Below are 25,995 nucleotides of genomic sequence, written 5' to 3' on the forward strand. Positions count from 1 at the left end.
CGTCCTCTAGACCCGCGCGGGGAAGGGCACCACCGCGACCGTTATGTTGTCGTGCCCGCCGCCGTCGAGTGCCACGCCGACCAGGGCCTGGGCGGCCCGCAGCGGACGGGCGCGGGCGTCCGCCGGGACGACGGCCGCCAACTCGGCGGCGGACTCCGCGTAGTTCCACAGTCCGTCGCTGCACACCACGACCACGCCCGGCAGGTCCGGCTGGAACGAGGCGGTGTGCGGGTCGAGTTCGACCGCGTCGGCGCCGAGCCAGCCGGTGATGGCGTGCGCCCGGGGGTCCGCGTACGCCTCTTCCTGCGACATCAGCCCGGCCTCGACCATCCTGGCCGCCCACGAGTCGTCCTCGGTGAGCCGCGACGGGCGCTCGCCGATACGGTCGTCCGGGATCCAGTACGCGCGGCTGTCGCCGATCCAGCCCACCGTCAGCAGGTCGCCGGTGACGACAGCGCTGACGCAGGTGCAGGCCGGGGCGTTGTGGTGCGGGTCGTCGCGGGTCTCCGGGTCGGCCAGGGCGTTGACCGCCTCCGCCGCGCTCAGCAGCGCGTCGCGCATCGCGGTGCCCGGGTCGCCGCCCGCGGCCAGCGCGATCCGCAGCGACGCCTCGGCCGCCTCGCAGGCCGCGGCGGACGCCTCGTCGGGCCGGGTCGCCGAGGACACGCCGTCGCAGACGACCGCGATCACGGCGGGGGCGCCGTCCGGCAGGTCGGTGCGCGAGACGGCGAAGGCGTCCTCGTTGCGGTGGTGCCGCAGGCCCCGGTCGGTCACCGCGGCGACCTCGGCCAACTCCCGCTCCACGTGATCGCGTTCCTTGGGCTGGACGTGGCCGCAGCGGCGGCAGACGCCGTCCTCGCCCACACCCGGCCCGCCGCCGGAATCGTCCGCGCCGCACGCCACGCAGGCGTCCGGCGCGCCGGCCTCCGTCATCAGCAACTCCTGTCGCGGGTCGGCGGCGCCGGGACGCGGCTGCGGAACGGCGGACGCCGGTTGTCGCGGCGCCGCCGCCGCGACGGGGGGCACCGGGGGCTCCGCGGGCGGTCGCGGCCCGCGCGCGCCGGCACTCTGCGCCGGGGGCGCGAGCCCGTAGTCACCGGAGTGCGCGTCGTCCTCGCCGACGGCCCCGGCCCCGGCCCCGGCCCCGGCCCCGGCCGCGCCGCCGTCGGACGCCGTGCCGTCGGACGGCGCCGTGGCGGGCGCCTGCTGCTGGCGCGGGATCTCCTGACCGGACGCGGGCGCCGCCCCCTGGGGGGAGGCGGCGAGCGCCGTACCGCAGTTGCCGCAGAACCTGTCCTCGGGTTCGAGGTGTTCCGCGCAGGAGGGGCAGACGGTCATTTGCGGCATCGGTCACACCCACGTCCGGGGGCGGAAGCGGTTGGCCGCCTCCACCAGGTTGATCCTGTCCTCACCCCGCTGAGCGAGCCGGGCGAGCGTGCGATACGAGCGCTCCAGGCCGAAGCGCAGATCGCGTTCCTCCACGGCGTCCCCCAGCAGGGCGGTCCGCGGAACGGTACCGGGCGGCGCGCCGTCGCGTCCGGCCAGCACCCAGTCCAGGGCGCTGCCCAGCAACTCCGCCCGCAACGTCTCCCGCCGTACCGCGTCGATTCCCAAACGTCCGAGTTGCTCGATACGTTCCGCCGCGCTCAGCAGATCCGGCAGCAACGGCTCCCGGGGCGAGCGGGCGCGCAGCCGGGCCCGGACGGAGGCGGCGCACGCGGCCGCGTGGTGGACGGAGGACTCAGGCACCGACTCCAGCGCGGCCACCGCGCCCCGCCGGTCGCCCGCCGCCAGCCGCACCCGGGCGAGTCCGAAGGCGGCGCTGACGTAGCCGCGGTCGGTCGTCCACACCAGGTCGTAGTACTCGGCCGCGTTGTCCGCCTGGCCCAGCGCCTCCGCGCAGACCGCCAGCGCCAGCTTCGGCGCGGTCTCGCCGGGGAACGCGTCGTAGACCGCGTCGAAGGCGATCGCGGCGCTCGCGTGGTCGCGGGTCGCCAGCGACACCAGGCCGCGGTACCACACCACCCGCCAGTCGTCGGGCCGTTCGGCCTCCAGCGCGGCCAGCGTCGCCGCGGTGCCCGCGTGGTCGTCCAGCTCCAGCAGGGCGCGCAGTTGGCGCAACCGCTTCTCCGGCGAGGTACCGGGGGAGGCGGCCAGCGCGGTCAGCGTCTCGGCGGGACCGGCGCCGGACAGCCCGGCCAGCAGGCCCGTTTCGGGGTCCTCCGGATCCGGGTAGGGGCGGGGCAGCGCGAGCGCGCAGGCGCGCGGGTCGAGTTCCGCGACGGTGCCGGGCGGCACGGCACCGGGTGGCGCGCCGAAGAGCGGTGCGGCACCGGGGGGCGCGGGGGCGGACGCCTCGTCGCCGTCCGACGTGCGCTGCGCCGGTACGGCCGTACGGCCGCCGAGACGGCGCCGGCGCGGCCTCCTCGCGCCGAGCGCCGAGTGGTTTCCCCGCAGCGGTCGTACCAGCTCGGTGTCAGGGACGCGCAGTTCCGGGCCGAACAGCACCGACAGCGCGGGCCGCGGCTGCCCGGTGTTCAGCGCGACGACCTCCCGCAGCACCCCGGTCAGCTGCTCGGCCATCTCCCGCGCCGACCCGAAGCGCCGCCGCGGATCGGGGTCGGTGGCGCGCACCAGCAGCCGGTAGAACGACTCGTAGCGGGAGAAGACCTCGATCTCGTCCGGCGGCGGCAGGCTGTCGGCGAAGACGCTGGAGTAGCCCTGGAAGTCGAAGGTCAGCACCGCGAGCGTGCGCGCCACGGTGTACAGGTCGGAGGCGACCGAGGGGCCGGCGCTCGCGACCTCGGGGGCCTGGTAGCCGATCGTGCCGTAGACGGGGCTGACCGCGTCGTCCATCCTGCGCACCGCGCCGAGGTCGATCAGCTTGAGCGTGCTGCCCTGCTGGATGGCGTTGTCGACCTTGAAGTCGCAGTACAGCAGCCCGCGTTCGTGCAGGTGGCCGATCGCGTCCAGCGCCTCGATGCCGTACGCGACGGCCTGTTCGACCGGCAGCGGCTCGCGGTGTCCCGAGTCGTCCCGGCTCGCGGCGGCGATCTCCTTCAGCGACCGGCCGCCGACGTACTCCATGACGATGTACCCGTCGAGGCTGCCGGTGCGCGGGTCGAGGTGCTCGACGAAGTTGTAGATGCGCACGATGGTGGCGTGCTCGATCTCGGCGAGGAAGCGCCGTTCGGAGACCGCCGCCGCCAGCGCGTCCTTGTCGCCGGTGTCCAGCAGCCCCTTGAGCACCACCCAGCGGTCGCCGACCGCGTGGTCGAGGGCGAGGTAGATCCAGCCGAGGCCGCCGTGCGCGATGCACCCCGCGACCTCGTACTGCCCGCGCACCACGTCGCCCGGGCGCAACTTGGGCGTGAACGAGTAGGGGTGGCCGCAGCGCGTGCAGTAGCCCTCGGTGCGCCCGGGGCGCTCCCCGCGCGAGCGGCCGACCGGCGCGCCGCACGCGCTGTTGCCGCACCACCGCTTGCGCTCGGCCACCTGGGGGTCGGCCAGCACGGCCGCGCGCGGATCGCTCCTGGGCACCGGCGGCACGGTCACCAGACCGGCGCCCAGCTCACCGCGGCCCGAGGAGCCGCCGCGCGAGTGCGAACCGGAGCCGCGCACCGACACCGAACGCTCGCCGCCCGCGCCAAGGGACCGCGACAACCGCCCGGGGACCGACCGGCGCGAGGACGACGAACGCGACGGCCACGAGCCGCCCGACGAGGCGCTGTCACCGCGGACGGTGGGCTCCCCTTCGTCCATTTCGCCCGGGTCGCCGCCCGGGCCCGGCGCCAGGCCGCAGACGTCGCAGTACGGCGTGGTGCCACCGACGTCCTCGAGACGCCCGTCGCAGCCCGGTCTGCCGCACCTCATCCCTCGGTCCCTCCCCCGTCCGCCGCCCCCTCGGCGGCCGGCGCCTCGGCGACCGCCTCCTGGAAGCGCAGCACCGCGCTCTCCGCCGCCCGCAGATCGCAGGGCGCGCTCCACAACAGACGCCGTGCCTGGTCATAGCGTTCCATCAGCAGCGGATCGTCCGCCGTGCCCTGCCGAATGGCCCGCGCCTTGTACGCGTCGAGCCTGCCGCGCAGTTCCGCGCGGACCGCCAGCGGGGCGGTCACCGCGGTCAACGAGGCCCGTGCGCGCTGGAGTTCCTCGTCGGCCTGCTCCTCCAGGTCGTCAAGGAGCGGGGAGAGCCGGTGCCAGTGGCCCGCCCGGTGGTAGCCGACCGCGACCGCCAGCCGTTCGTGCAGCGCGGCGGACGGACCGCTCACCGCGGGCACCACGGATCCGGCGATCCTCGCCAGCACCTCGCCGCGCGCGGACCTCGCCTCGGTCAGCGTGCGGTCGGCCCGCGAGAGCACGTCGCGCAGGCGCATCAACCGGTGCTCGGCGTCCTCCCGGACGTGCAGCACCGCCTCCACCTCGCGTCGGATGTCCTCCAGTTCGCGTTCCGCCCGCTCGTAGCGCCGGGTGTCGGGGCGGCCGCCGCCCGCCCGGCGGCCCTTGGCGGGCAGCCAGTACGCCAGCGGGTCGGCGACCACCTCGGCGCGCAGCGCGGCGAGTTCGGCGATCAGTTGCTCCAGGTCGTCCCCGGCCGGGTGCTCCGACGGCCGTACGCCCACCGACCGGGCCAGCGACTCGACCCTGCGGGCCTCCGCCGACAGCAGGTCGATCCGGGCGGGCAGCGCCGACCACACCGCGTCGGCCGCCGTGACCACCGCGATGACCTCGGCGTACCAGTCGTTCATCCGCTCGGCCAGCCGCTCCAGGCCGATCGGCTCGGGCAGCAGCACCGGATCTCCCGGCGCGTCGTGCCCGACGTCCGGCAGGACGCCGCCGGGCACCGTGACGCCGTCGCCGCGCAACGTCCGGGTCAGCCGCGCCAGATCGCCGGACGGCGGCCAGCGCCGGTCGCCACGCAGCTCGCGGGCGGTGCGCAGGGCGGCGCCGTAGACCTCGAAGTGGTCCCACAGCGCGGGGATCACGGGCTCGACCGACGCCCAGCGCTCCTTGGTGAGCCCGCTGAGCGCGGTGCCCTCCAGCAGCCTGCGGCCCGCGTGGTCCTGGAGCGCCAGCAGCGAGGCCTCGATCGCCTCGTGCTCGCTGGCCAGCCGCGCCAGGGCGCGGTCGACCTCCTCCCGGCTCATCACCGGCCCGGTGGATCCCGCCACCGTCATCGCACTCCCTTCCCGGCCTCGTCCCCCGCCCCGGCGGCGTCCGCCGCGCGGCGCGGTCAGTCCTCGTAGAGCGGCGCCGGGGGGCCGCTGATCCCCGGCAGGTCGTGCGCGAGCCACTTGTCGTAGGACCGCGTCCACGGGCTGTGCGCGCCACCGGCGCGGTAGGCGTCGAGGACGGCGTTGACCCGGCGTATCAGGTCCGTGTCGCCGAGGTTCATCGCCACGCCGTACGGCTCATGGGTGAGCGGTTGTCCGATCAGATGGACGGCCGGGTCCTGGGCGGCCTGACCTGCGGCGAGCGCGTTGTCCGTCAACACGGCGTCCACCTGACCGAGTTGAAGCCGCACCAGGCAGTCGATCTGATTGGCGACCAGCACGATCCGGGCGCCGTGCGGCTCGGCACGCAGCAGGGCCTCGCCCGTCGAACCGGACGCGGTGCACACCCGCTTCCCCCGCAGGCTGTCGTCGAACCCGGTCACCGTGGTGCCGGTCCTGGGCACCAGCAGCTGCTGGCCCGCCTCGAAGTACGCGGTGGAGAACGCCACTTGCCGGATCCGGTCGCAGGTGACCGACATCGTGCGCACCACCATGTCCACCTCGTGCGAACGCACCGCGGGGATGCGCTGGTCGGTGGGGACGGTGCGGTAGACGATCCTCGGATCGGGGCCAAGGATGTCGCGCGCTATGGCCTTGACCAGGTCGATGTCGAAGCCGACGAGCTGGTTGGTGTTCGGGTCGCGGTACCCCCACAGGTAACTGTCCTGGTCCACACCGACGACGAGGTAGCCACGCTTCTGGATGCGCCGGACCGCGGGGCCCGCCGCGGACGACGGGCGCAGGCTCGCCTCCGGGTGCGCGCACGTCTCGTCGGACGCCGGGCGAGCCCGCGCCACGTCCGGCGCTCCGGGTCCGTCCGCCACGGCCGCCGTTCCGGCCGGCGCGTCCATGGCGGGCTCGCACGGCACGAGCACCAGCGCCGCGGTCAGCGCGAGCGCGCAGGCACCGGCCATCGCGCCCACACCGCCCCAGCCGCGCAGCCGCCGCGTCCGCCTCCCGGCCGCACCGCTCATCGTCGCGTCACCCCGGCCTCCCCGTCGCTCCCGCGTGCCCTGCCGTCCCGTCGCCCCCATCCCTGTACCCACCTCACCGGTGCTCCCAAAGCTCACCGGTACTCCGAAAGCCGCCGGGAGACGCCCATCAGCGAAGCGGCCACGGCCAGCGCCGCGAGCGCCGCCGCACCCTCGGGCAGCCCGGCCAGCGCGTCCCGCGCGGCACCCGCCGACCGCTGGAACTCACCGGTCTCGTGGTCCAGCGCCTGCCGCAGTCCCGCGTCCACCGCGTCGAACGACTGGCCCGTCGTCGCCGATATCAGGTGACCGGCCGAGTCCGTGCCGCCGATGGCGCCCGCCACCGCGGAGACGTAGTCGCCCTTGGTGTCGTCGGCCCGCACGACCTGGTGGCGGGCGCGCCAGGTGACCACGTCGGCGGCCACCGCGCGCACCGGCGCGCGGCCGCCGTTCTCGTCGGCCAGCGCCAGCGCCCGCCCCAGCAGCCCGCCGTCGCCGCCCGGGCCCGGCCCGGCCAGGTCGGTCATCTCCCGTTCGTAGAGCGTCTCGTACTGGGTGTCGCCGCCCCGGGCGACCAACGTCAGGTTCTCGTCGCCGCGGGCTTGGAGGGCGTCGATCCGGGCCGCGTCGAGCACGTCGAGGGAGCGCGCGCCGTGCGCCCAGGAGTCGTGCAGGTCGACGCGCGCGGTCAACTGGCCCCCGGCCAGCCACAGCAGCGCCGCGGCGGTGGCCACGAAGCCCGCCAGCAGGCCCGGGTTGAACACCCTGCGGGTGCGCCGGTACAGCCGCCGCTGCGCCCAGGCGAGCGCGGCCAGCGCGACCGCGCCCAGGCAGAGCGCCGCCCAGGGCACCTGCTCGGCGTGCGCGTAGTCCACGCCGAGGCTGCCGGTCTCGGCCCGGTACAGCTTCTGTGCGGCGGGCAGCAGCGTCCCGGCCATCTGCTCGTTGGCGTAGCGCAGGTAGGCGCCGCCGAGCGGCAGGCCCTGCCGGTTGTCGGCCCGCGCGGTCTCCACCAGGCCGGTGTAGACCGGCAGTCGCTCGCTCAGCAACGTCACCTGGGCCTGCCCGAGCGGCGAACCGGCGTTGTGCGCGGCCGCCTTGGCTATCAGCTGCGCGGCGGTGCGCACGTCCGTGCTGTAGCGGCTGGTCACGTCGGCGGGGGCCGCGCCGCCCACCAGGAAGCCGGTCGCGGCCGTGGTGTCGGCGTCGGCGAGGCTGCGGTAGATCTCGGCCGCGTCGGCGGACAGCGGCTGACTGCTGGTGGCCACCGCCCGGGCCGCGCCGACGCGTTGCGCGGTCTGCCAGGCGGCGACCGCGCCGAACGCCAGCAGCAGCGCCGCCAGCAGCGTGGCGATCAGCCGCAGCCGCCCCGGTTCCGTCGTCGCGGCGGCGCGCAGCCGCTCGGCGCGCGCGGCCCACACGGGGCGGCGCGGTGCGGGCAGCCCGGACAAGGCGGTCGGGCCCACGGGCACCGCACGGCCGCCCGAACCGCGTGACGCCACAAGGCCGTTGCCCGGGGCCGCTGTCGGGCTGCCGCTGGGGGACGCCGCCGGGCCGTCGTTACCGGCGTGCGTCGGCATGCCTGCCACCGTGACCCTCCCCCCTGGGCGCCGCCCTCGCCGTCCGCTCCTGCCGAGCGGACGCCGTACCCGTCACTTCTTACCCAGCAGTATGGCCACCCCCACTGACATCCTCCTAGGCATTTCCGTGATCTTGCCCGGAACGCACGGCCGCGCCCCGGCACGCGACCCGGCACGACGCCCGCGGGACGCCCCGTGGCGTGGCCACCGAGCGGCACCCCCGATCGGGGACCGACGAGCAGGACCACCGAGCAGGATCACAGAGCAGGACCACCGAGCAGGACCACCGAGCAGGATCACAGAGCAGGACCACCGAGCAGGACCACCGAGCAGGACGGAGACGGCCGATGGCGGTGCGGGACCCGGGCGAGGACGACGCCCAGCGCGAGCGCGACGACGCTCAGCGCGACCGTGTGGGCGCGTTCCTGCGGGCGGCCGGCCTGACCTCGCTGGTCGACGTGCACACCCATTTCATGCCCGAACGCGTCCTGGCGAAGGTCCGGGCGTACTTCGACGCCGCGGGGCCGCTGATCGGGCGGGAGTGGCCGATCGCCTACCGCGAGGACGAGGAGACGCGGCTGGCGATCCTGCGCGGCTTCGGCGTGCGGGCGTTCACCTCGATGATCTACCCGCACAAACCCGGCATGGCCGCCTGGCTCAACGACTGGGCCGCCGGGTTCGCCGACCGCGTGCCGGACTGCCTGCACACCGCGACCCTGTATCCGGAGCCGGGCGTCGCCGGATACGTGCGCGAGGCGCTGGAGTCGGGGGCGCGGGTGTTCAAGGCGCACCTCCAGGTCGGCGACTACGACCCCGGCGATCCGTTGCTGGACGGCGCGTGGGGGCTGCTGGAGGACAGCGGCACGCCGGTCGTCACGCACTGCGGTTCGGGCCCCGCGCCGGGCAGGTTCACCGGGCCGGGGCCGATGCGCGCGCTGCTGGCCAGGCATCCGCGGCTGCCGGTGATCGTGGCCCACCTCGGCATGCCGCAGTACGCGGACTTCCTCGCGCTGGCCGAGCGGTACGAGCACGTCCGGCTGGACACCACGATGGCGTTCACGGACTTCGCCGAGCGCACGACGCCGTTCCCGCGCGACCTGCTGCCGAGGCTCGCGGCGCTGGGCGACCGCGTGCTGTTCGGCAGCGACTTCCCCAACATCCCCTATCCGTACGCCCACGCGCTTCAGGCGCTGGCCCGCCTCGACCTCGGCGACGCGTGGCTGCACGCGGTCTGCCACGACAACGCGGCACGGCTGTTCGGGATCAAGGGCTGAAGGCGGCGGGGTCGCCGGACGCCGCCGCTCCCCCCACGGGGCGACGGCGTCCGGCGGCCTGGAGGGCGCTCACGGCCCACGGCGGCCCCGGGACCTCAACACCCCGCCGTATCAACCGCGTCGGCGGGCGCGTCGGCGCCGAAGTGCTCGCGCAGCCGTGCCGAGGCAGCCGGGCCCGCGCCCACCCGGTCCATCCCCAGCAGCGCCGCCCCCAGCACCGGCGGCGCGCTGACCACCCGGGCCACCGCCCGCGGCGCCACCGCCGCCAGCCGGGCGGCGACGTCGTCCAGCAGCAGCGGGTGCCGGGCCGCCAGCACGCCGCCGCCCAGCACCACCACCGCGTCGGACTCCAGCAGGTCCAGCCTGCGCAGCGCCACCCGCGCCAGCGCCGTGATCTCCTGTGCCTGCCGCTCCACGATGCGCCGGGCGACCGGGTCGCCGCCGTCCGCGACGCGGAAGAGCACCGGCACGAGTTCGTGCCGGGCGGCCGCCGGGACCACCTCCAGGTGCAGCGCCTCGATCAGCGCGTACATCGAGGACAGGCCGAAGTGGGCGGGCAGCGCGGTGGCCAGCGCGGTCGGCTCGCCGCGCCCGTCCTCGGCACGCGCCGCCCACCACAGCGCCTCCTCCGACAGGTACGCGCCGCCTCCCCAGTCGCCGGAGATCCGGCCGACGGCGGGGAAGCGCGCGGTGCGCCCGTCGGGCAGCATGCCCACGCAGTTGATGCCCGCCCCGCACACCACGGCGACGCCGCGCGGCTCGGCCACCCCGGCCCGCAGGATCGCGAAGGTGTCGTTGGCGACGTGGGTGCGCCGTCCCCAGCCGTAGGCGCGCAGGGCGAGTTCGAGCTGCTGCTCCTCCACGGGGAAGTCGGCGTTGGCCAGGCACGCGCAGACCTGCTCGACCAGCGGCGGCGCGTCCACCGCGATCCCGGCCTCGTGCGCGGCGAGCGCCACCAGCGGGGCGAGCCCGGCGACCGCCTCGGCCACGCCGACCACCGGGGGCTGGAAGCCGCCGCCGCGGGCGGTGCCGAGCACGGTGCCGTCGGCTGCGACGATGGCCACGTCGGTCTTGCTGTTGCCCGCGTCGATCGCCAGCACGCCGCCCGGCACGGCCGGCCGCTCGGAGGGCGCCGACGGCGGACGGGAAGGGGTCAGGCCCACGCCAGGTGCTCCCGGTTGTGCGCGATCAACTGGTCCGTCAGCGCCTCGGCGTACGCGTACTGGCCGATCAACGGGTGGGCGAGCAGGGCCCGGAAGACCCGCTCGCGCCCGCCGCGCAGCGCCGCGTCCAGCGCCAGGTCCTCGTACGCCGTGACGCCCGCGACCAGTCCCGCGTACAGCGGGTCGAGCGCGGGTACCGGCAGCGGCGCCACCCCCTCGGCGCCCACCGTCGCCTGTGTCTCGATGACCGCGTCGTCGGGCAGGAAGGGCAGCGTGCCGTTGTTGAACGCGTTGACCACCTGGACGTCGCCGGTACCGCGCAGCAGGGACGAGGCGAGGGCGACGGCGGCCTCGGAGTAGAACGCGCCGCCGCGCTTGGCCAGCAGGTCCGGCTTGGTGTCCAGCGCGGGGTCGGCGTACAGGGCGAGCAGTTCGCGTTCCATCGCGGCGACCTCGGCGGCCCGTGACGGCTTCTGGCGCAGTTCGCCCACCACCTCGTCGTGCGCGTAGTAGTAGCGCAGGTAGTACGAGGGCACCACGCCGAGCCGCTCCAGCAGGGGGCGCGGCAGGCTCAGGTCGGCGGCGACCGCGTCCCCGTGCTCGGCGAGCAGCCTGGGCAGCACGTCCTCGCCGCCCGGGCCGCCGAGCCGCACCCCCAGCTCCCAGGTGAGGTGGTTGAGGCCCACGTGGTCCAGGTGCACGTCGGCGGGCGCGACGTCCAGCAGCGCGGCGAACCTGCGCTGGAAGCCGATCGCCACGTTGCACAGCCCCACCGCGCGGTGCCCGGCCTTCAGCAGCGCGCGGGTGACGATGCCGACCGGATTGGTGAAGTCGACGATCCACGCGTCGGGCGCCGCCCGGCGGACCCGGTCGGCGATGTCCAGCACCACCGGGACCGTGCGCAGCGCCTTCGCGAGGCCGCCCGCGCCGGTGGTCTCCTGGCCGACGCAGCCGCACTCCAGCGGCCAGGTCTCGTCCTGCTGCCTGGCCGCCTGGCCGCCGACGCGCAGTTGCAGCAGCACCGCGTCGGCGCCCGCGACGCCGGCGTCCAGGTCGCCGGTGGTCACGACGCGGCCGGGGTGGCCCTGGCGGGCGAAGATCCGCCGGGCCAGTGCCCCGATCAGCTCCAGCCGGTCGGCGGCCGGGTCGATCAGCGTCAGCTCCTCGATGGGCAGCGTCTCGCGCAACCGGGCGAAACCGTCGATGAGTTCGGGGGTGTAGGTGGAACCGCCCCCTACTACGGCGAGCTTCATCAGCCCTTCACTCCTGTCAGTGTGACGCCTTCGACGAACGCCTTCTGGGCGAAGAAGAAGACGATGATCACCGGTGCCATCACGAGCATCGTGGCCGCCATGGTGAGGTTCCAGCTGGTCTGGTGGGCGCCCTTGAACGACTCCAGTCCGTAACTGAGCGTCCAGGCCGCGGGGTTCTCGCTCGCGTAGATCTGCGGGCCGAAGTAGTCGTTCCAGCAGTAGAAGAACTGGAAGAGCGCCACGGCCGCGATCGCGGGCCTGGCCATCGGCAGGATCACCCGCAGCAGGGTGCGCAGCTCACCGCAGCCGTCCACGCGGGCGGCGTCCACGTACTCGTTCGGGATGGTCACCAGGAACTGCCGCAGCAGGAAGATGGTGAACGCGTCGCCGAACGCCATCGGGATGATCAGCGGCCACAGGGTGCCGGTCAGGTGCATCTGGTTGGCCCAGAACAGGTACATCGGCACGATGACCACCTGCGGCGGCAGCATCATCGTCGCGACCACCAGCATCAGCGCGGTGTTGCGGCCCCGGAAGCGGAACTTGGCGAGCGCGTAGGCCACCGGCACGCTGGAGACCACGGTCAGCACGGTGCCCGAGACCGCGTAGACGAGGCTGTTCTTCCACCACGTCAGGAAGCCCGCGGTGTGGAAGACGGTCACGTAGTTGTGCCATGCGAACGGGTGCGGCCACAGCGAGCGGGTCAGCGCCTGGTTGTCGCTCATCAGCGAGGTCAGCAGCACGAAGACGAACGGCAGCACGAAGAACAGCGCCGCGGCGACTGCGAGGGAGTGGACCGCGACCCACTCCAGCGCGGCCCTGCGCCGGGCCGAGCGGGCGGCGCCGCCGGGCGGGGAGGCCGGCGCGGACGCCGGGGCCGGGGCCTTGAGGACGTCGGTCATGGCGGTTCAGTCTCCCGCCTGGATCAGGCCGCCACGGCGGCGCATCAGCAGCGCGGTGAAGGCCATGGCGAGGGCGAACAGGACGAGCGCGATGACACAGGCCGAGCCGGTGTCGAAGTGCTGGAAGCCGAGGTTGTAGACGAGCTGCGGCAGCGTCAGCGTCGACTTGTCGGGGTAGCCGGGCTCGAACTGCTGCCCGGAGTTGCCGATGATCCCGCTGGCGACCTGACCGGCGATCATCGGCTGGGTGTAGTACTGCATGGTCTGGATGACGCCGGTGACGACGGCGAACATCACGATGGGCGAGATGTTCGGCAGCGTGACGAAGCGGAACCGCTGCCAGGCGCCCGCGCCGTCCAGCTCGGCGGCCTCGTACTGCTCCTTCGGCACGTCGAGCAGCGCGGCCATGAAGATCACCATCAGGTCGCCGACGCCCCACAGCGCCAGCATGGTCAGCGCGGGCTTGGACCAGCTCGGGTCGTTGAACCAGCCCGGCTGCGGCAGCCCGACGTCGCCGAGCAGGTGGTCGACCGGCCCGGTGCCGGGGTTGAGCAGGAAGGCGAACGCCATGGTGGCGGCGACCGGGGGCGCCAGGTAGGGCAGGTAGAACGCGGTGCGGAACAGCCCGGTGCCCAGCTTGATCTTCGTGATCAGCAGTCCGACACCCAGCCCGAAGACCACTCGGGTGGTGACCATCACCAGCACCAGCCACAGCGTGTTGCGCAACGCGGGCCAGAACAGCGGGTATTCGGTGAAGACGTACGACCAGTTGCGGGTGCCGTTCCAGGTCGGCGGCCGGAAGCCGTCGTAGTGCATGAAGGAGAAGTACACGGTCGAGACCAGGGGGTAGGCGAAGAAGAACGCGAACCCGATCAGCCAGGGCGCGAGGAACGCCAGCGTGACCAGGGCCGAGCGGCGGCGCTTGGCCTTCGGCGTGACCGTGCGCGCGCAGCGCCCGGCCGACGGGGTGGTGAGGGAGGCGGCCATCGTCACTTCGCCTGCGCGGTGTCTTCGTCGACCTGCTTGTCCACGCCCTTCAGGCCCGCTTCGAGGTCCCGCACCTTGCCCGCCTCGTAGTTGTAGGCGAAGTCCTGCAAAGTGACCTGGTACTGGCCGCCGTTGGGGCTCGCGGGCGTGGTGTTGCTGTTGGGGTTCTCCGCGATGTCCACGAACGTCTGGAAGTTCGGGTCCTGGTCGAGCTTCGGCGACTTGAGCGCGGCCAGGGTGGAGGGCACGTTGTGGATCTCGTTGGAGAAGTTCACCACCGCGTCGGTGTCGGTGGTGATGAACTTGACGAACTCCCAGGCGGCGTTCTGCTTCTGGCTGTGCGCGGCGATGCCGACGATGGTGCCGGTGATGTACCCCTTGCCGTAGGTGTCGGCCTGGTCGTCCGGCACCGGCAGCGGCGCCACCCCGATCGGGAACTTCACGCCCGCCTGCTGGGCCATCCCCAGCCGCCACTCGCCGTCCATGGCCATCGCGACCTGCCCGGTCTGGAACGGGTTCTTCGCGCCGAACTCGTCCCCGAAGGTGCTGCGGTACTTCTCCAGCCTGGTGAACCCGCCGAGCGCGTTCACCAGCCCCTTCTGGTAGGTGAACATCTGGGCGAAGGCGGGGTCCCTGGCGACCTCGGAGTCGCCCTTGGAGTCGAAGTAGGCCGGGCTCCACTGGGCGGCGTAGTGCGCGGGCGTCGACTCGTAGCCGTGGAAGTCCGGCATGAAGCCCAGTTGGGAGTACGAGTCCCCGCTGGACCTGGTCAGCTTGACCGCGTCGGCCTGGAACTGCGACCAGGTGTGCGGTGGCGAGGTGATACCGGCGGCCTTGAACGCGTCCTTGTTGTAGTACAGCCCGTAGGCGTCCCCGAGCAGCGGCAGCGTGCAGCGTGTCCCGTCGTACTGGGTGTAGTCCAGCATCGGCTTGGGGAACGTGCTCTGCGGGTCGATGCCGGACTTCTTCAGGAACGGCCCGAGATCCGCCATCGCCCCCGACGAGCAGAACTTGCCGACGTTGTCGGTGGTGAACGACGAGACCACGTCCGGCGCGTCCGGACCGCCCGCGCGCAGCGCCTGGTTGATCTTGTCGTCGTTGACGTTGGGCACCGCGTGGACGTGGATGTTGGGGTGCGCCTTCTCGAACGCGGCGATGTCGTCGTTGATCGCCTTCAGCTCGCTCGGCGCGCTCCAGCCGTGCCAGAAGTTGATCGTGACGTCCTTGTTCGGGTTGTCGCCCGCCTGGTCGGTGCTCTGCCCGGTACAGGCACTGGCCAGCAGTGTCATCGCGGCGCCGGTGGCGAGGGCGGTGCATATGCGGGCGAATCTGCGGGATGTGGACATGCGGATCCTCCAGGAGGGCATGCGGAAGCAGGGCTCGGTGCGCGGGGGGGTGGGACGAGGTGCGGATGTCGCGCCCGGGGCGCGGTAAGGGGCGGGCCCGGGGTCGTGCTGTCTGCGGCCTTATTCGGCCGTGGTGTCGAAGATCTCGTCGCGGGCGGCGGCCAGCGCCCGCTGGACCGCGCCGACCAGCACCGGGTTGCCGGTCAGCTCGCTGAGCCGCAACGCGGGCTGCGGGATGGCCAGTTCGCGCAGGTGCCGCTCGACCCGGGAGCGCAGTTCCTCGCCGCCCGCGGTCACCACGCCGCCGGACAGCACGACGAGCTGCGGGTCCAGCACGGCGACGACGGAGGCGAGTCCGGTGGCCATCCGGACGGCCAGTTCGTCCAGCACCGCGGCGCCGTCCTGACCGTCGGCCACCGCCTTGGCGATCGCCTCCTGGGGGGTGCGGGCCTTGATGCCGCCCTGCCGGGCGAGCTTCAACACCGCTTCGCCGCCCGCCAGTTCCTGGAAGCCGCCGGTGTTGGCGCGGCTGACGTTGTGCAGGACCGGCGCCCCCGGCAGCGGCATGTAGCCGACCTCGCCCGCGCCGCCGGTGGCGCCGCGGTGCAGCCGGCCGCCGAGCACGACGGCCGCGCCGATGCCCTCCTCGGCCCAGAAGAGCACGAAGTCCTCGCAGCCGACCGCCGCGCCGAGGCGCTGCTCGGCGACGGCCGCCAGGTTGACGTCGTTCTCCACCGTGAGCGGCACGCCCAGGGCGGCGCCGAGTTCGTCGAGCAGGTCGGGGGAGTGCCAGCCCGGCACGTGGCCCGCGTACCGCAGCACGTTGGTCACCGGGTCGAAGGCGCCGGGGAAGCCGATGACGACCCGGTTGAGCCGGGAACGGTCCACCCCGGCCGCCGCGGCCGCCGTGTCGATCGCCTCGGTGACCTGGCTGACGGTGCGGGTGGTGCGCCGGCCCTTGGTCGTCACGGTGTGCTCGCCGCGCACGTCGCCCGCGATGTCGGCGACGGCCGCGGTGATGCGGTCGGGGGTCACGTCCAGCGCCGCGACGTGGCCCGCGTCGGGGTTCACCCGGTACAGCTGGGCGCTCGGGCCCGGCCGGCCGGCCGTCGTGCCGGTGGCGACGACCAGCCCGGCGGCCTCCAGGCGGCCGAGCAACTGGGAGGCGGTGGGCTTGGACAGTCCGGTCAGCTCGCCGATCCGGGTGCGGGAGAGCGGGCCGTGTTCCAGCAGCAGGTCGAGCGCGGCACGGTCGTTCATGGCGCGCAGCACGCGCGGCGTTCCCGGTGTCCCGGCCACGGTCCTGATCCCTCCCTCGTACGGCGTCGACGGCTAACGGTAATGGTCGCGGGCACCGCGCGGCGTGGTGACCGCGAGTGCTCTATTAGGAAACTTTCCTATCGGTGACTGGAAAGTTAAGCCTCCGCATCGGACCCGTCAAGGGGCTACCCGTGAGTACCCGGGCCGTCTCGACCAAAGCGTTACCCGGGGAAACGCCGACGGCCCCCGCGACCGGTGTCGCGGGGGCCGTCGGGGCGGCGGGAACGTGAGGTCACCGCCGCCGGAAGAGCGAGTGGCGGCCGGGGCGCTTCTCGTCGCCCTCCGGGCCCTCGCCGTCCCCGCCGTCCTTTCCGGACGCGCCGGAGGCCTCCGGCGCCTGCGAGGGGTGCGGCGCCTGCGAGACGTGCGGCGGGGTGGACGGGTGCGGTACCGACGTGCCGCCGGTGGTCTCCGGCGCGGGAACGGGGGCGGGGGCGGCCGGGACGGAGACCGCGGCGGCGGAGGCGGGGCCGGTCTCGACCACCGGCGCCTGGGCCGGGTCGGTGCTGGTGGCGTCGGAGGCCGTCGCGCTGCCGCCTGCGATCGTGATGCCCTCCTCGTCGAAGGCCCGCTTGATCCGCCAGCGCAGCTCGCGCGCCACGCCGGTCGCCCTGCCCGGCATGGTCTTCGCCTGCGCCCTTATCACCACGGAGTCCGCGCTGACCGTCTCCAGGCCCAGGACCTGCACCGGCTCCCAGAGCGCCTCGTCCCAGGGCTCCTCCTTGGCCATCTGCTCCGCCGCCGAGGTGATGACGTCCCTGGCCCGGTCCAGGTCCTCGCCGTAGCCGACCTGGATGTCGACCATCGCGGTCGCCCAGCCCTGGCTGAGGTTGCCGATCCGCTTGACCTCGCCGTTGCGCACGTACCAGATCTCGCCGTTGTCGCCGCGCAGCTTGGTCACCCGCAGGCCGACCTCGATCACGGTGCCGGAGGCCACGCCGGCGTCGATCGTGTCGCCGACGCCGTACTGGTCCTCAAGGATCATGAAGACGCCGGAGAGGAAGTCGGTGACCAGGTTGCGGGCGCCGAAGCCGACCGCGACGCCCGCCACCCCGGCGCTGGCCAGCAGCGGGGCCAGGTTGATCTGGAGCACCGACAGCACGGTCAGCGCCGCCGTGCCCAGGATCAGGAACGACGCCACGCTGCGCAGCACCGAGCCGATCGCCTCACTGCGCTGCCTGCGCCGCTCCGCGTTGACCAGCAGCCCGCCGAGGGCGGCGCTGGCGCGGGACTCCGCGGTGCGGTTCATCCGCGCGATCAGCTGGGTGATCATGCGGCGGACCATGGCTCGCAGGACGATCGCGATCGCCAGGATGAGGATGATCCGCAGGGCCGCCTCGACCCAGTTCGCCCAGTGGACCTGCACGTAGTTGGCCGCGTTGGTGGCGGACCGCTGGGCGTGGTCGAGCGTGACGTCGCCCGGGTCGCCGGGACCCGGCGAGGCGGCGGCGATCATGGACCAGGACCAGGACACGGTGGGGGACCTTCCCTAGGGACGGGGGCTTCGGGCTGCGCCGTCCGGACGGGCCCGGAGGGGCCCCGGTCTGCGAACGGCCGGTCAACCACCCTAACGGGGCAATCGCCGCGCCCCCGGACGACGACCGAACGCCTCTCCGGTGACCGGGGGCGTAATGCGTGGATATAAAGAGGTGTGCGGGAAAACACCCTGAGGTCGTTACCCGGTCATGGTGGCGCCACGACCAGGAGTGCGGCGACACTGAGGGGAGATCGTCCCGGCGCGAGCCACGCGCCGCCGGCGTATTAAGGGAGGCATCCGTGCCGCATGTCCTTGTCCTCAACGCGTCGTACGAGCCGCTCGGCGTCGTACCGCTCCGCCGCGCGCTCGTTCTCGTCCTCAACAACAAGGCCGTCTGCCTTGAGGAGTCCGGCGCCCTCATGCACAGCGCGACCCGCGTACTTCCCGCGCCCAGTGTCGTAAAACTCACGAAATTCGTGCGCGTCCCGTTCCGCGGGCCGGTCCCGCTCACCCGGCGCGCGCTCTTCGCCCGGGACGGCGGCAAGTGCGCCTACTGTGGCAGCGCCGCAACCAGCGTCGACCACGTCATCCCGCGCAGCCGGGGCGGCCAGCACTCCTGGGACAACGTGGTGGCGGCCTGCCGCCGCTGCAACCACGTCAAGGCCGACCGCCACGTCGCGGAACTCGGCTGGCGCCTGCGCCATCAGCCCGCCCCGCCCTCCGGCCTGGCCTGGCGCATCATCGGCACCGGCCATAGGGACCCGCGCTGGCTGCCATACCTGCAAGCGTATGGCGCCGAGGACGCCATGGCCCGGATCGACGGCATCTCCGCCTGAGGTCCGGGCCTTCGTCGTAGGTACGCGGAGCACGCCTTCCGAAGGCGGACACGTGGTGGGGGACCGGACCGCGCGGCCCGGCTCCCCACCACCGCTACGCGCCCACCTCGCCGTCGATCGCCTCGCGCAGGAAGTCCGCGTGGCCGTTGTGCCGGGCGTACTCCAGCAGGACGTGGACCATCGCCAGCCGCAGCGAGACCTCCTCGCCCCAGCGCGGCTGGAGCCCGCGGACGTCCAGTGTGGCCGCCGCGCGCTCCACGCGACGGGAGACCTCCACCTCGGCACGCCACGTGCCGAACGCCTCCTCGCGCGTCGAGCCGCTCGCGTCGTACGCAGCCTGGAAGTCCACCTCGTCGGACCACACCATCGGCGCGTCGTTGTCCTCGAAGACCCGGCGGAACCAGGCCCGCTCGACCTCGGCCATGTGCCGCACCAGCCCCAGCAGGGTCAGCGCGGACGGCGGGCAGGAGCGGGTGCGCAGCGCCTCGTCGTCCAGCGCCGCGCACTTCATCTCCAGCGTCGCGCGGTGGTAGTCGAGGAACGCGCGCAGCGTCTCGCGTTCGTCGCCGAAGTGCGGTGGGCCGGTGCGGATGTCGGGGATCACGGCCGGAAGCCAACCACATCCGGCCCGAAATCCCCCTTCCGGGTGCCGAGTTCACCGAATCCCGAAGCGCTCCCCGGCACGCTTCGGGCACAGTCGGTACATGAGCGGCTACAGCAACGGCGGGCCGGGCGGCTTCGAGGACAGCGTGCCCGCCTACCTGACGATCCGGGTCACTGCGCAAAGCGGCCCGATCGCGGCCTTCGCCGAGCAGGAGGCATGGCAGGCCAGGGAGCGCTATCCGCAGGTGATGGGTGTCGGTGCGCCGGAGTTCTTCTGGGCCCGGGAGCACGAGGCGGGCGGATGGGAGCTGTCGGAGTGCGGCGCCGACGCGCCGCAGCAGGCCCGCGACTCGCTGGGTTCGCAGTTCCGCATGCGGTCGCAGGCCGCCGAGCAGGAGGGCGACGCCGAGGCCGCCCGCCGGTGGATGGCCGCCGCGCTGCGCATGGACCGCGAGGTGGTCGACGAACTGGCTGTGCGCGGCGAGCGGTTCAGGATCGTGCGCGCCTCGCACTTCGTGCGCATGGGTCCGAGTGGACCCGAGCCGCCTCGCCCGTCCGATCCCGACCCGGGCGAGGTGGGCGACGGTGACCGGCCCGTCAGCGGCGCCAAGGGCTTCGTCGTGGACCCGTTCACCGGCACCGGCCTGTCTGACGGCCTGCTCAAGCTGGATCTGATGCGCTTCGTGGGCGTCGTGCGCGGCGCGCCGCCCGAGGTGTCCCGGGACGCCCGGCGCGCGGCGCAGGAGTATCCGGGCGGGGTGCTGCTGCCTGCCGTCTTCGCGCTGTCCGAACGGGTCGACGGCGAGTGGCGCAGCCACCGGCCCGGTGTCACGTACGCCACCCCGCAGGGCGCGCGGGACGGTCTGGCGTCCTGGATGCGGGTGATGGCGCCGTTCTCGATGCGGCTGGACGACGAGGAGCGCGCCGTCTACGCGGCCGCCGCCGACCGGCTGGACGGCAAGCGCGCCAACGTCGCCACCGTCGCGGGCCGCCGCTTCCGGGTGACCCGGGTCGAACGGATGGTCCGCGTCGGCCCGGACGGCCCCGAGGGACCGCGCCCGTCGGACTTCGACCCGGAGCCGCCCATCGAGGTCCACGTGCGGCAGCTGAAGGAGGCGGGGGAGTGGAAGGACGAGGACGAGCCGATCGAACTGGACGCCCGCACCCTGGAGTTGAAGGCGCTGTGGGAGCAGGAGGAGGCCCGCAGGATCGCCGCGAAGGAGAAGCGGGAGCGTGAGCGCGGGGAGCGACGCGGGCGGGGGGCCGGGCCGGGGGGCTGAGCCCTCGCGGGCTGAGCGCCTGACAGCCCGCTGACACCGCGGGCGCGGCCCAGCGGGGCTCCCGTCAGCCCACGGTCAGCCCGTTGTCAGCGGCCCGGGGGAGGTTGGACGCGTTAACCCCGGACGACCTCGAACGGAGCATTCCCATGACCGTCGGCACCCGCACCCGTGTCCTGATCTCGGGGTCCGGCATCGCCGGATCCTCCCTCGCCCACTGGCTCGCCCGCCACGGCGGCTTCGACGTCACCGTCGTCGAGCGCGCCCCCGCCTTCCGGCCCGGCGGCCAGGCCATCGACGTGCGCGGCCCCGCCCTGGACGTCGCGGAACGGATGGGAATACTGCCGTCGTTGCGGGAGCACGCCACCGACATGCTCGGGATGTCGGTGGTCGACGGCTCCGGCCGTGAGGTCTACCGCAGCACCGAACGCACACTCACCGGCGGTGAGTTGGCGAGCCCGGACGTCGAGATCATGCGCGATGACCTCAACGAGATCATCCAGCGGGCCTGCCCGGGCGGCGTCGCCTACCGCTACGGCGACTGGGTGATCGCCCTCGACGACCGGGACGAGGAGGGCGTGCGCGTCGCGTTCCGCGAGGCGCCGCCGGAGACCTTCGACCTGGTCGTCGGCGCCGACGGGCTGCACTCGGCGGTGCGCGCGGCCGCCTTCGGGCCGGAGCGGGGCTTCATCCACCACCTCGGCAGCTACCTGGCCGTCTTCACCGCTCCCAACTTCCTGAACCTGGATCGCTGGCAGGTCTTCTGCCGGGCCGGGGAGCCCGGCGCCGAGGTGTTCGGCGGCGTCATGAGCGCCCGGGACAACTCCGAGTCGCGGGTCTACCTCGGCTTCGGGAGCGAGGAGCCGCTGGAGTACGACGTGCGGGACGTCGCCGCCCAGCGGCGGCTGGTAGCCGAGCGGTTGACGGGCGCGGGCTGGGAGTTCGACCGGATCGTGAAGTACCTGTGGGACGCCGCGGACTTCCACTTCGACTCCATGAGCCAGATCCACATGGACAGCTGGTCACGCGGCCGGGTGGTGCTGCTGGGCGACGCGGGCTACTGCGGATCGCCGATGTCGGGCCAGGGCACCAGCATGGCCATGGTCGGCGCGTACGTCCTGGCGGGCGAGCTGAAGACCGCGGCGGGGGAGCACCGGGCCGCGTTCGCCGCGTACGAGGGGGAGTTGCGCGAGTACGTCGCGGGGAACCAGGCGATCGCGCTGACCAGCCGGCAGCGGATGGCCGCGGAGGTGGACGGCACGGCGGACGCCCTCGACCTGCCCCGCCTGGAGGACGTCGTGCACGGCCTGCGGCTCAAGGATTACTGAGCGGCGCGGGCGGCGTAGGGTCGGCCCATGGCGGAACCCCACGAGCTGACCCTGCTGGAACAGGCCGCCGCCGTACGGCACGGCGAGATCTCCGCGGTCGCGCTGACCGAGCACTACCTCGCCCGGATCGAGCGCTTCGACGCCGCCGTGGGCGCGTACCTCACGGTCACCGCCGACCTGGCGCTGGAGCAGGCCCGGCAGGCCGACCGGCTGCGCGCCGCGGGCGGGCCGCTGCCGCCGCTGCTGGGCGTGCCGGTGCCGGTCAAGGACCTGACGCCGGTCGCCGGGGTCCGCTTCACCTCCGGGTCCGCCGCCTTCGCGGACCGCGTGACGCAGGCGTCCGCCCGGGTCCCCGAGCTGCTGCGCGAGGCGGGCACGGTGATGCCGGGCAAGACCAACACCCCGGAGTTCGGGCTGCCCGCCTACACCGAGAGCCGGGTCGGCCCGCCCGCGCGCACGCCGTACGACACCAGCCGCGGCGCCGGGGGCTCCAGCGGGGGCGCCGCGGCGGCGGTGGCGGCCCGGCTCGCCCCGGCGGCGGTCGGCAGCGACGGGGGCGGCTCGATCCGCATCCCGGCGAGCTGCTGCGGCCTGGTCGGGCTCAAGCCCAGCAGGGGCCGGGTCAGCCCCGCACCGCGCGGCGACGTCAGCGGCCTGGCCACGGACGGCCCGCTGGCCCGCACGGTGCGCGACGCCGCCGCGCTGCTCGACGTCATCGCGGCGCGGGTGCCGGGCGACCCGTGGCCCGCGGGCGGGCCGGACCGGCTCTTCCTCGACTGGTGCGGCAGCCGCCCGCGCCGCCTGACGATCGCCCGCTGGGCGGACCCCGACCCGGCCGGGGTCGTGGTCGACCCCGAGGTGCTGGCCGCCTACGACCGCACGGCCGCGCTCCTCGCCGACCTGGGCCACGAGGTCCGCGAGATCCCGCAGCCGCTCGCCCCCGGCGACCGCGACGCGTTCACGCCGGTGTGGTCGGTGCTGGCCGCCCTCACCCCGGTGCCCAGGCGGGACGAGGCGCTACTGATGCCGATGACCCGCTGGTTGCGCGAGCGCGGCGAGGCGGTGACCGGCGTCGAGTACGCGCGGGCGCTGGCCGCGATGCAGACGATCGGGCGGAAGTTCGCCACCGCGATCGACGGCTACGACGCCGTGCTCACCCCGACGCTCGCCCAACTGCCGCAAGCCGTGGGCGCGTTGCGCGACGACGCCGATCCGGAGGCGGACTTCGCGGCGCAGACCGCGTTCACACCCTTCACCGCGCCGTGGAACATCGCCGGGCTGCCCGCCGTTTCGCTGCCGCTGGGCTGGTCGCGCGACGGCCTGCCGATCGGCGTGATGCTGGGTGCCCGGCACGGCGAGGAGGGCCCGCTGCTGGCGCTGGCCGCACAGCTGGAGGAGGCGGCGCCGTGGGCGGAGCGCGCGGTGCCGGAGGGGTTCGCGTAGCGGCCGGACCGGGGACGCGGCACAGGGGGCGCGGCGCCGCGTCGAGCCGTACGCACGACTGGCGTTGATATGACCTAGCGTGTGCGGGCGGTCGCGTGTGGTGAGTGTGGGATGTGCCCGCGGACAGTGGGTAGGGCTCAGACGTCCGACCGTCTCGACCGATCCACCCACCGGAGGCACTCCGTGGCCGTCCCAGCCGATCTTCTGCTGTCCGCTCTGAGCGAGTGCGACTGCGGCTTCGAGGAGCCGCTGACCTCGGAGCCCGCGATGGCGGAGGACGTCCCGCTCACCAGCGAGCCCCCGCTCGCCGTGGAGCCGGCGCTGACCAGCGAGCCCACCGCCGTGGTCGGCGTCGGCGCGGAAGGCTGAGCGGGACGCGATGGGCGGACCCGAGCGGCCGGACCCGGCGTCCGGCCCGGTGGCGGGCGACGCTCTGCGGCGGCTGGCCGCCGCGCACGGAGTGCAGATCCGCTACGAGACCACCCCCGGCACCGTCGTCGACGCCCCCGAAGCGGGCGTCGTCGCCGCGTTGCGGGCCCTGGGCGTCGACGCGTCAGGGCCGGACGCGGTCGCCCGGGCGCTGGCCCGCCACGAGGAGCTGCTCGCGGCGAGGCTGCTGCCGCCCTGCGTGGTGCTGCGCGAGGGCGCGCCGCTCAAGCCGGACGTGCCCGAGGGCACCGCGCTCACCGTCGAGCTGGAGGACGGTACGACGGCCACCCGGGGACCGCTGCCGCTCGGCTACCACCGGCTGCGGGCCCGCGCCGCGGACGGGCGCGAGGCCGACGCCGCCCTGATCGTCGTGCCCGAGCGGCTGCCGGGGCCGCCCCGGCGCGGCTTCGGGTTCATGGTGCAGCTGTACTCACTGCTGTCGGAACGCTCGTGGGGCATGGGTGACCTCGGCGACCTGGCGGAGCTCGCCGCCTGGGCCGGACGGACGCTCGGAGCCGACTTCCTCACCGTCAACCCCCTGCACACCGCCGTCCCGGCCCGTGAGGGCGCGGCCACCGACCCCTCGCCGTACCGCCCCTCCACCCGGCGCTTCCCCGACCCGGTCTACCTTCGGGTGCGGGACGTGCCCGAGTACGCCTACCTGCCCGCCGCCGCCCGCGCCCGGGTGGACCGACTGCTGGAGCGGGCGGGCGAGTTGCGGCGGGCGGTGCTGGAGGACGACGCGCTCATCGACCGGGACGCGGTGTGGCGGCTCAAGCACGAGGCGCTGCGGGCGGTGCGCGAGGTGCCGCTGCCGCCCGGCAGGCGCGCCGCGTACTGCGACTTCCTCGCCGAACGCGGCCGGGAGCTGGAGGACCACGCCACCTGGAGCGCGCTGGCCGAACTCCACGGCCCCGACTGGCGCTCCTGGCCCGAGGACCTGCGCGACCCGCGTTCGGCCGGCACCGAGCGGGCCCGCGCCGAGGTGCTCGACCGGGTGGACTTCCACAGCTGGCTGGCCTGGCTCACCGACGAGCAGCTGACCCGGGCCGCGCGCGCCGCCGAGGACGCCGGGATGGCGGTCGGCGTCGTCCACGACCTCGCGGTGGGCGTGCACCCGGACGGCTCCGACGCGTGGGCCGGACAGGACGTGCTCGCCCCCGGCATGTCGATCGGCGCCCCGCCGGACGCCTTCAACCCGCTCGGCCAGGACTGGGCCCTGCCGCCCTGGCGCCCCGACGCGCTGGCCGCCGCCGGGTACGCGCCCTACCGGGAGCTGCTGCGGTCGGTGCTGCGCCGGGCCGGCGGCCTGCGGGTGGACCACGTGATGGGGCTGTTCCGGCTGTGGTGGGTGCCCGCGGGCCGCCCGCCCTCCGAGGGCGTCTACGTGCGCTACGACGCCGAGGCGATGCTGGGCGTGCTGGCCCTGGAGGCGCACCGGGCCGGCGCGGTCGTCATCGGCGAGGACCTGGGCACCGTCGCGCCTGGTGTCCGCGAACGCCTCGCGGAACGCGGCGTGCTGGGCACCTCCGTGCTGTGGTTCGAACGCGCCGGGGACGGCTCGGGGGCGCCGCTGGCGCCGGAGCGCTGGCGCGCCGACTGCCTGGCCACCGTCACCACGCACGACCTGCCCAGCACCGCCTCCCGCCTGACCGGCGACCACGTGGGGCTGCGCCACCGGCTGGGGCTGCTGACCCGCCCGCTGGAGCAGGAACGCGCCGCCGACGCGGCCGACGTCACCGAGTGGCTGGAACTGCTGCGCGCCGAGGGGCTGCTGCCGGAGGGACCGGACGACGAGGAGGGCGCCATCAAGGCGGTGCACCGCTTCCTGCTGCGCACCCCCGCCCGGATGGTCGGCGTCTGGCTGCCCGACGCGGTCGGCGACCGGCGCCCGCAGAACGTGCCCGGCACGTCCGACGCCTACCCCAACTGGCGGCTGCCGGTCGCGGACGGCCGCGGTCACCCGGTCACGCTGGAGCGGCTGGTGTCCTGCGAGCGGCTGTACGCGCTGGTGGACGAGGTGCGCCGGGGTCTTGGGCGGCCCGTGCCGGACCGGTAGCCCCGCCAAGGAGGACCCCGGGCGCGCGGGCCCGGCGAGGCTTCGCTACGTTTGGACCGTGGTCAACAAGAACGCTCTGCGCGCCGGCACCCTCGCGGCCGGTACGGCACTGATGATGCTGCTGTCGTCCCCCGCCTTCGCGACGGGCGGCGACGACCCCGGCCCCGGTCTGAGCCTCGGCCAGACCCTCGGGCTCTACGTGGGCATTCCCGTCGCCCTCTTCGTGATCATCGCCGGTCTGGTCATCGTGACCGACAAGTCGCGCAAGAAGCCGCAGGACTGAGCCCGCGCGACCGGGCCCGGGGCTGGGTTCCAGGGCCGGCCCGACCGGCTCGGGCGCCCTCGTGAACGACGAAGGCGCCCGGGGGCCGGCCCCCCGGCGGGGCCGCGCCCCCGGGCGCCTTCACGCGTGCCCGGCCCCGGTCGTCACGCGAACGCCGAGAGCCCCCGCGCACCGCTGAACGGTGTGCGGGG

21 protein-coding genes are annotated in these 25,995 nt (G+C 74.3%); 8 read left to right on the forward strand and 13 right to left on the reverse strand.

Going from position 1 to position 25,995, the window contains the following annotated elements:
• Positions 1-6: 6 nt before the first annotated feature.
• The 5 genes from CK485_RS28955 to CK485_RS04890 all read right to left on the reverse strand — a co-directional run bounded on the left by CK485_RS28955 (position 7) and on the right by CK485_RS04890 (position 7,710).
• Positions 7-1,347: a protein phosphatase 2C domain-containing protein gene (locus tag CK485_RS28955; protein WP_199239224.1), complete on the reverse strand. Its 1,341-nt coding sequence runs from the start codon at positions 1,345-1,347 to the stop codon at positions 7-9.
• A gap of 3 nt (positions 1,348-1,350) precedes the next feature.
• Complete coding sequence (locus CK485_RS04875) at positions 1,351-3,873, reverse strand: serine/threonine-protein kinase (protein ID WP_199239225.1); 2,523 nt, start codon at positions 3,871-3,873, stop codon at positions 1,351-1,353.
• On the reverse strand, positions 3,870-5,177 hold the full coding sequence (locus CK485_RS04880; RefSeq protein WP_109447251.1) for a hypothetical protein: 1,308 nt from the start codon (positions 5,175-5,177) through the stop codon (positions 3,870-3,872). Before CK485_RS04880 ends, CK485_RS04875 begins: the two co-directional genes overlap by 4 nt.
• 56 nt (positions 5,178-5,233) lie before the next feature.
• Complete coding sequence (locus CK485_RS04885) at positions 5,234-6,247, reverse strand: glutamate ABC transporter substrate-binding protein (RefSeq protein ID WP_241968134.1); 1,014 nt, start codon at positions 6,245-6,247, stop codon at positions 5,234-5,236.
• A gap of 92 nt (positions 6,248-6,339) precedes the next feature.
• On the reverse strand, positions 6,340-7,710 hold the full coding sequence (locus CK485_RS04890) for a hypothetical protein (protein WP_241968135.1): 1,371 nt from the start codon (positions 7,708-7,710) through the stop codon (positions 6,340-6,342).
• Between the two features lie 461 nt (positions 7,711-8,171).
• Between CK485_RS04890 and CK485_RS04895 the strand changes: the two genes are divergently transcribed.
• Entirely contained in the window at positions 8,172-9,098 is a 927-nt protein-coding gene (locus CK485_RS04895; protein ID WP_109447255.1) for an amidohydrolase family protein, read from the forward strand.
• A 95-nt stretch (positions 9,099-9,193) separates the two neighbouring features.
• On the opposite strand, the gene CK485_RS04900 is transcribed toward CK485_RS04895, so the two are convergent.
• From CK485_RS04900 to CK485_RS04930, 7 genes are all read right to left on the reverse strand, one after another.
• Entirely contained in the window at positions 9,194-10,255 is a 1,062-nt protein-coding gene (locus tag CK485_RS04900) for a BadF/BadG/BcrA/BcrD ATPase family protein (protein ID WP_241968157.1), read from the reverse strand.
• A complete protein-coding gene (locus tag CK485_RS04905; protein WP_109447257.1) occupies positions 10,252-11,514 on the reverse strand; it encodes a 6-phospho-beta-glucosidase in 1,263 nt (420 codons plus the stop codon). The genes CK485_RS04900 and CK485_RS04905 overlap by 4 nt, the downstream gene beginning before the upstream one ends.
• The gene (locus CK485_RS04910; RefSeq protein WP_109447259.1) at positions 11,514-12,416 is read right to left on the reverse strand and encodes a carbohydrate ABC transporter permease; all 903 of its coding nucleotides are present in this window, start codon (positions 12,414-12,416) and stop codon (positions 11,514-11,516) included. The genes CK485_RS04905 and CK485_RS04910 overlap by 1 nt, the downstream gene beginning before the upstream one ends.
• A gap of 6 nt (positions 12,417-12,422) precedes the next feature.
• Positions 12,423-13,403, reverse strand: a complete 981-nt coding sequence (locus CK485_RS04915; protein ID WP_109447261.1) for a sugar ABC transporter permease — start codon at positions 13,401-13,403, stop codon at positions 12,423-12,425.
• A gap of 2 nt (positions 13,404-13,405) precedes the next feature.
• The gene (locus tag CK485_RS04920; protein ID WP_109447263.1) at positions 13,406-14,749 is read right to left on the reverse strand and encodes an ABC transporter substrate-binding protein; all 1,344 of its coding nucleotides are present in this window, start codon (positions 14,747-14,749) and stop codon (positions 13,406-13,408) included.
• A gap of 120 nt (positions 14,750-14,869) precedes the next feature.
• Positions 14,870-16,009 carry an ROK family transcriptional regulator gene (locus CK485_RS04925; RefSeq protein WP_109447631.1) on the reverse strand — a complete coding sequence of 380 codons (1,140 nt, stop codon included), beginning with the start codon at positions 16,007-16,009 and terminating at the stop codon, positions 14,870-14,872.
• A 292-nt stretch (positions 16,010-16,301) separates the two neighbouring features.
• Positions 16,302-17,525 carry a mechanosensitive ion channel family protein gene (locus CK485_RS04930; RefSeq protein WP_199239239.1) on the reverse strand — a complete coding sequence of 408 codons (1,224 nt, stop codon included), beginning with the start codon at positions 17,523-17,525 and terminating at the stop codon, positions 16,302-16,304.
• Positions 17,526-17,845: 320 nt separating this feature from the next.
• Here CK485_RS04930 and CK485_RS04935 point away from each other — a divergent pair, with 320 nt between their 5' ends.
• A complete protein-coding gene (locus CK485_RS04935) occupies positions 17,846-18,382 on the forward strand; it encodes an HNH endonuclease (protein WP_109447267.1) in 537 nt (178 codons plus the stop codon).
• Positions 18,383-18,476: 94 nt separating this feature from the next.
• Here the strand turns inward: CK485_RS04935 and CK485_RS04940 are convergent, their stop codons facing one another.
• A complete protein-coding gene (locus tag CK485_RS04940; RefSeq protein ID WP_109447269.1) occupies positions 18,477-18,986 on the reverse strand; it encodes a DinB family protein in 510 nt (169 codons plus the stop codon).
• A 100-nt stretch (positions 18,987-19,086) separates the two neighbouring features.
• Here CK485_RS04940 and CK485_RS04945 point away from each other — a divergent pair, with 100 nt between their 5' ends.
• From CK485_RS04945 to CK485_RS04970, 6 genes are all read left to right on the forward strand, one after another.
• Positions 19,087-20,265 (forward strand): DUF5954 family protein, encoded by a 1,179-nt coding sequence (locus CK485_RS04945; protein ID WP_109447271.1) that lies wholly within the window; start codon positions 19,087-19,089, stop codon positions 20,263-20,265.
• A gap of 146 nt (positions 20,266-20,411) precedes the next feature.
• Positions 20,412-21,590 carry an FAD-dependent monooxygenase gene (locus CK485_RS04950; protein ID WP_109447273.1) on the forward strand — a complete coding sequence of 393 codons (1,179 nt, stop codon included), beginning with the start codon at positions 20,412-20,414 and terminating at the stop codon, positions 21,588-21,590.
• A 27-nt stretch (positions 21,591-21,617) separates the two neighbouring features.
• Complete coding sequence (locus CK485_RS04955) at positions 21,618-23,033, forward strand: amidase (RefSeq protein WP_199239226.1); 1,416 nt, start codon at positions 21,618-21,620, stop codon at positions 23,031-23,033.
• 183 nt (positions 23,034-23,216) lie between these two features.
• Entirely contained in the window at positions 23,217-23,402 is a 186-nt protein-coding gene (locus CK485_RS04960) for a hypothetical protein (RefSeq protein ID WP_109447275.1), read from the forward strand.
• 10 nt (positions 23,403-23,412) lie between these two features.
• Complete coding sequence (gene malQ / locus CK485_RS04965) at positions 23,413-25,521, forward strand: 4-alpha-glucanotransferase (protein WP_109447277.1); 2,109 nt, start codon at positions 23,413-23,415, stop codon at positions 25,519-25,521.
• A gap of 58 nt (positions 25,522-25,579) precedes the next feature.
• The gene (locus CK485_RS04970) at positions 25,580-25,804 is read left to right on the forward strand and encodes a hypothetical protein (protein WP_109447279.1); all 225 of its coding nucleotides are present in this window, start codon (positions 25,580-25,582) and stop codon (positions 25,802-25,804) included.
• Positions 25,805-25,995: the final 191 nt, after the last annotated feature.

This window comes from Streptomyces sp. ICBB 8177 (assembly GCF_003144095.1).
Classification (GTDB): Bacteria; Actinomycetota; Actinomycetes; order Streptomycetales; family Streptomycetaceae; genus Streptantibioticus_D.

Bases quoted from the DNA above. Each gene is read 5' to 3' on its own strand.
- CK485_RS28955 (WP_199239224.1), bottom strand. From the start codon at position 1,347: ATGCCGCAAATGACCGTCTGCCCCTCCTGCGCGGAACACCTCGAACCC.
- CK485_RS04875 (WP_199239225.1), bottom strand. From the start codon at position 3,873: ATGAGGTGCGGCAGACCGGGCTGCGACGGGCGTCTCGAGGACGTCGGT.
- CK485_RS04880 (WP_109447251.1), bottom strand. From the start codon at position 5,177: ATGACGGTGGCGGGATCCACCGGGCCGGTGATGAGCCGGGAGGAGGTC.
- CK485_RS04885 (WP_241968134.1), bottom strand. From the start codon at position 6,247: ATGAGCGGTGCGGCCGGGAGGCGGACGCGGCGGCTGCGCGGCTGGGGC.
- CK485_RS04895 (WP_109447255.1), top strand. From the start codon at position 8,172: ATGGCGGTGCGGGACCCGGGCGAGGACGACGCCCAGCGCGAGCGCGAC.
- CK485_RS04905 (WP_109447257.1), bottom strand. From the start codon at position 11,514: ATGAAGCTCGCCGTAGTAGGGGGCGGTTCCACCTACACCCCCGAACTC.
- CK485_RS04910 (WP_109447259.1), bottom strand. From the start codon at position 12,416: ATGACCGACGTCCTCAAGGCCCCGGCCCCGGCGTCCGCGCCGGCCTCC.
- CK485_RS04915 (WP_109447261.1), bottom strand. From the start codon at position 13,403: ATGGCCGCCTCCCTCACCACCCCGTCGGCCGGGCGCTGCGCGCGCACG.
- CK485_RS04920 (WP_109447263.1), bottom strand. From the start codon at position 14,749: ATGTCCACATCCCGCAGATTCGCCCGCATATGCACCGCCCTCGCCACC.
- CK485_RS04925 (WP_109447631.1), bottom strand. From the start codon at position 16,009: ATGAACGACCGTGCCGCGCTCGACCTGCTGCTGGAACACGGCCCGCTC.
- CK485_RS04930 (WP_199239239.1), bottom strand. From the start codon at position 17,525: ATGATCGCCGCCGCCTCGCCGGGTCCCGGCGACCCGGGCGACGTCACG.
- CK485_RS04945 (WP_109447271.1), top strand. From the start codon at position 19,087: ATGAGCGGCTACAGCAACGGCGGGCCGGGCGGCTTCGAGGACAGCGTG.
- CK485_RS04950 (WP_109447273.1), top strand. From the start codon at position 20,412: ATGACCGTCGGCACCCGCACCCGTGTCCTGATCTCGGGGTCCGGCATC.
- CK485_RS04955 (WP_199239226.1), top strand. From the start codon at position 21,618: ATGGCGGAACCCCACGAGCTGACCCTGCTGGAACAGGCCGCCGCCGTA.
- malQ (WP_109447277.1), top strand. From the start codon at position 23,413: ATGGGCGGACCCGAGCGGCCGGACCCGGCGTCCGGCCCGGTGGCGGGC.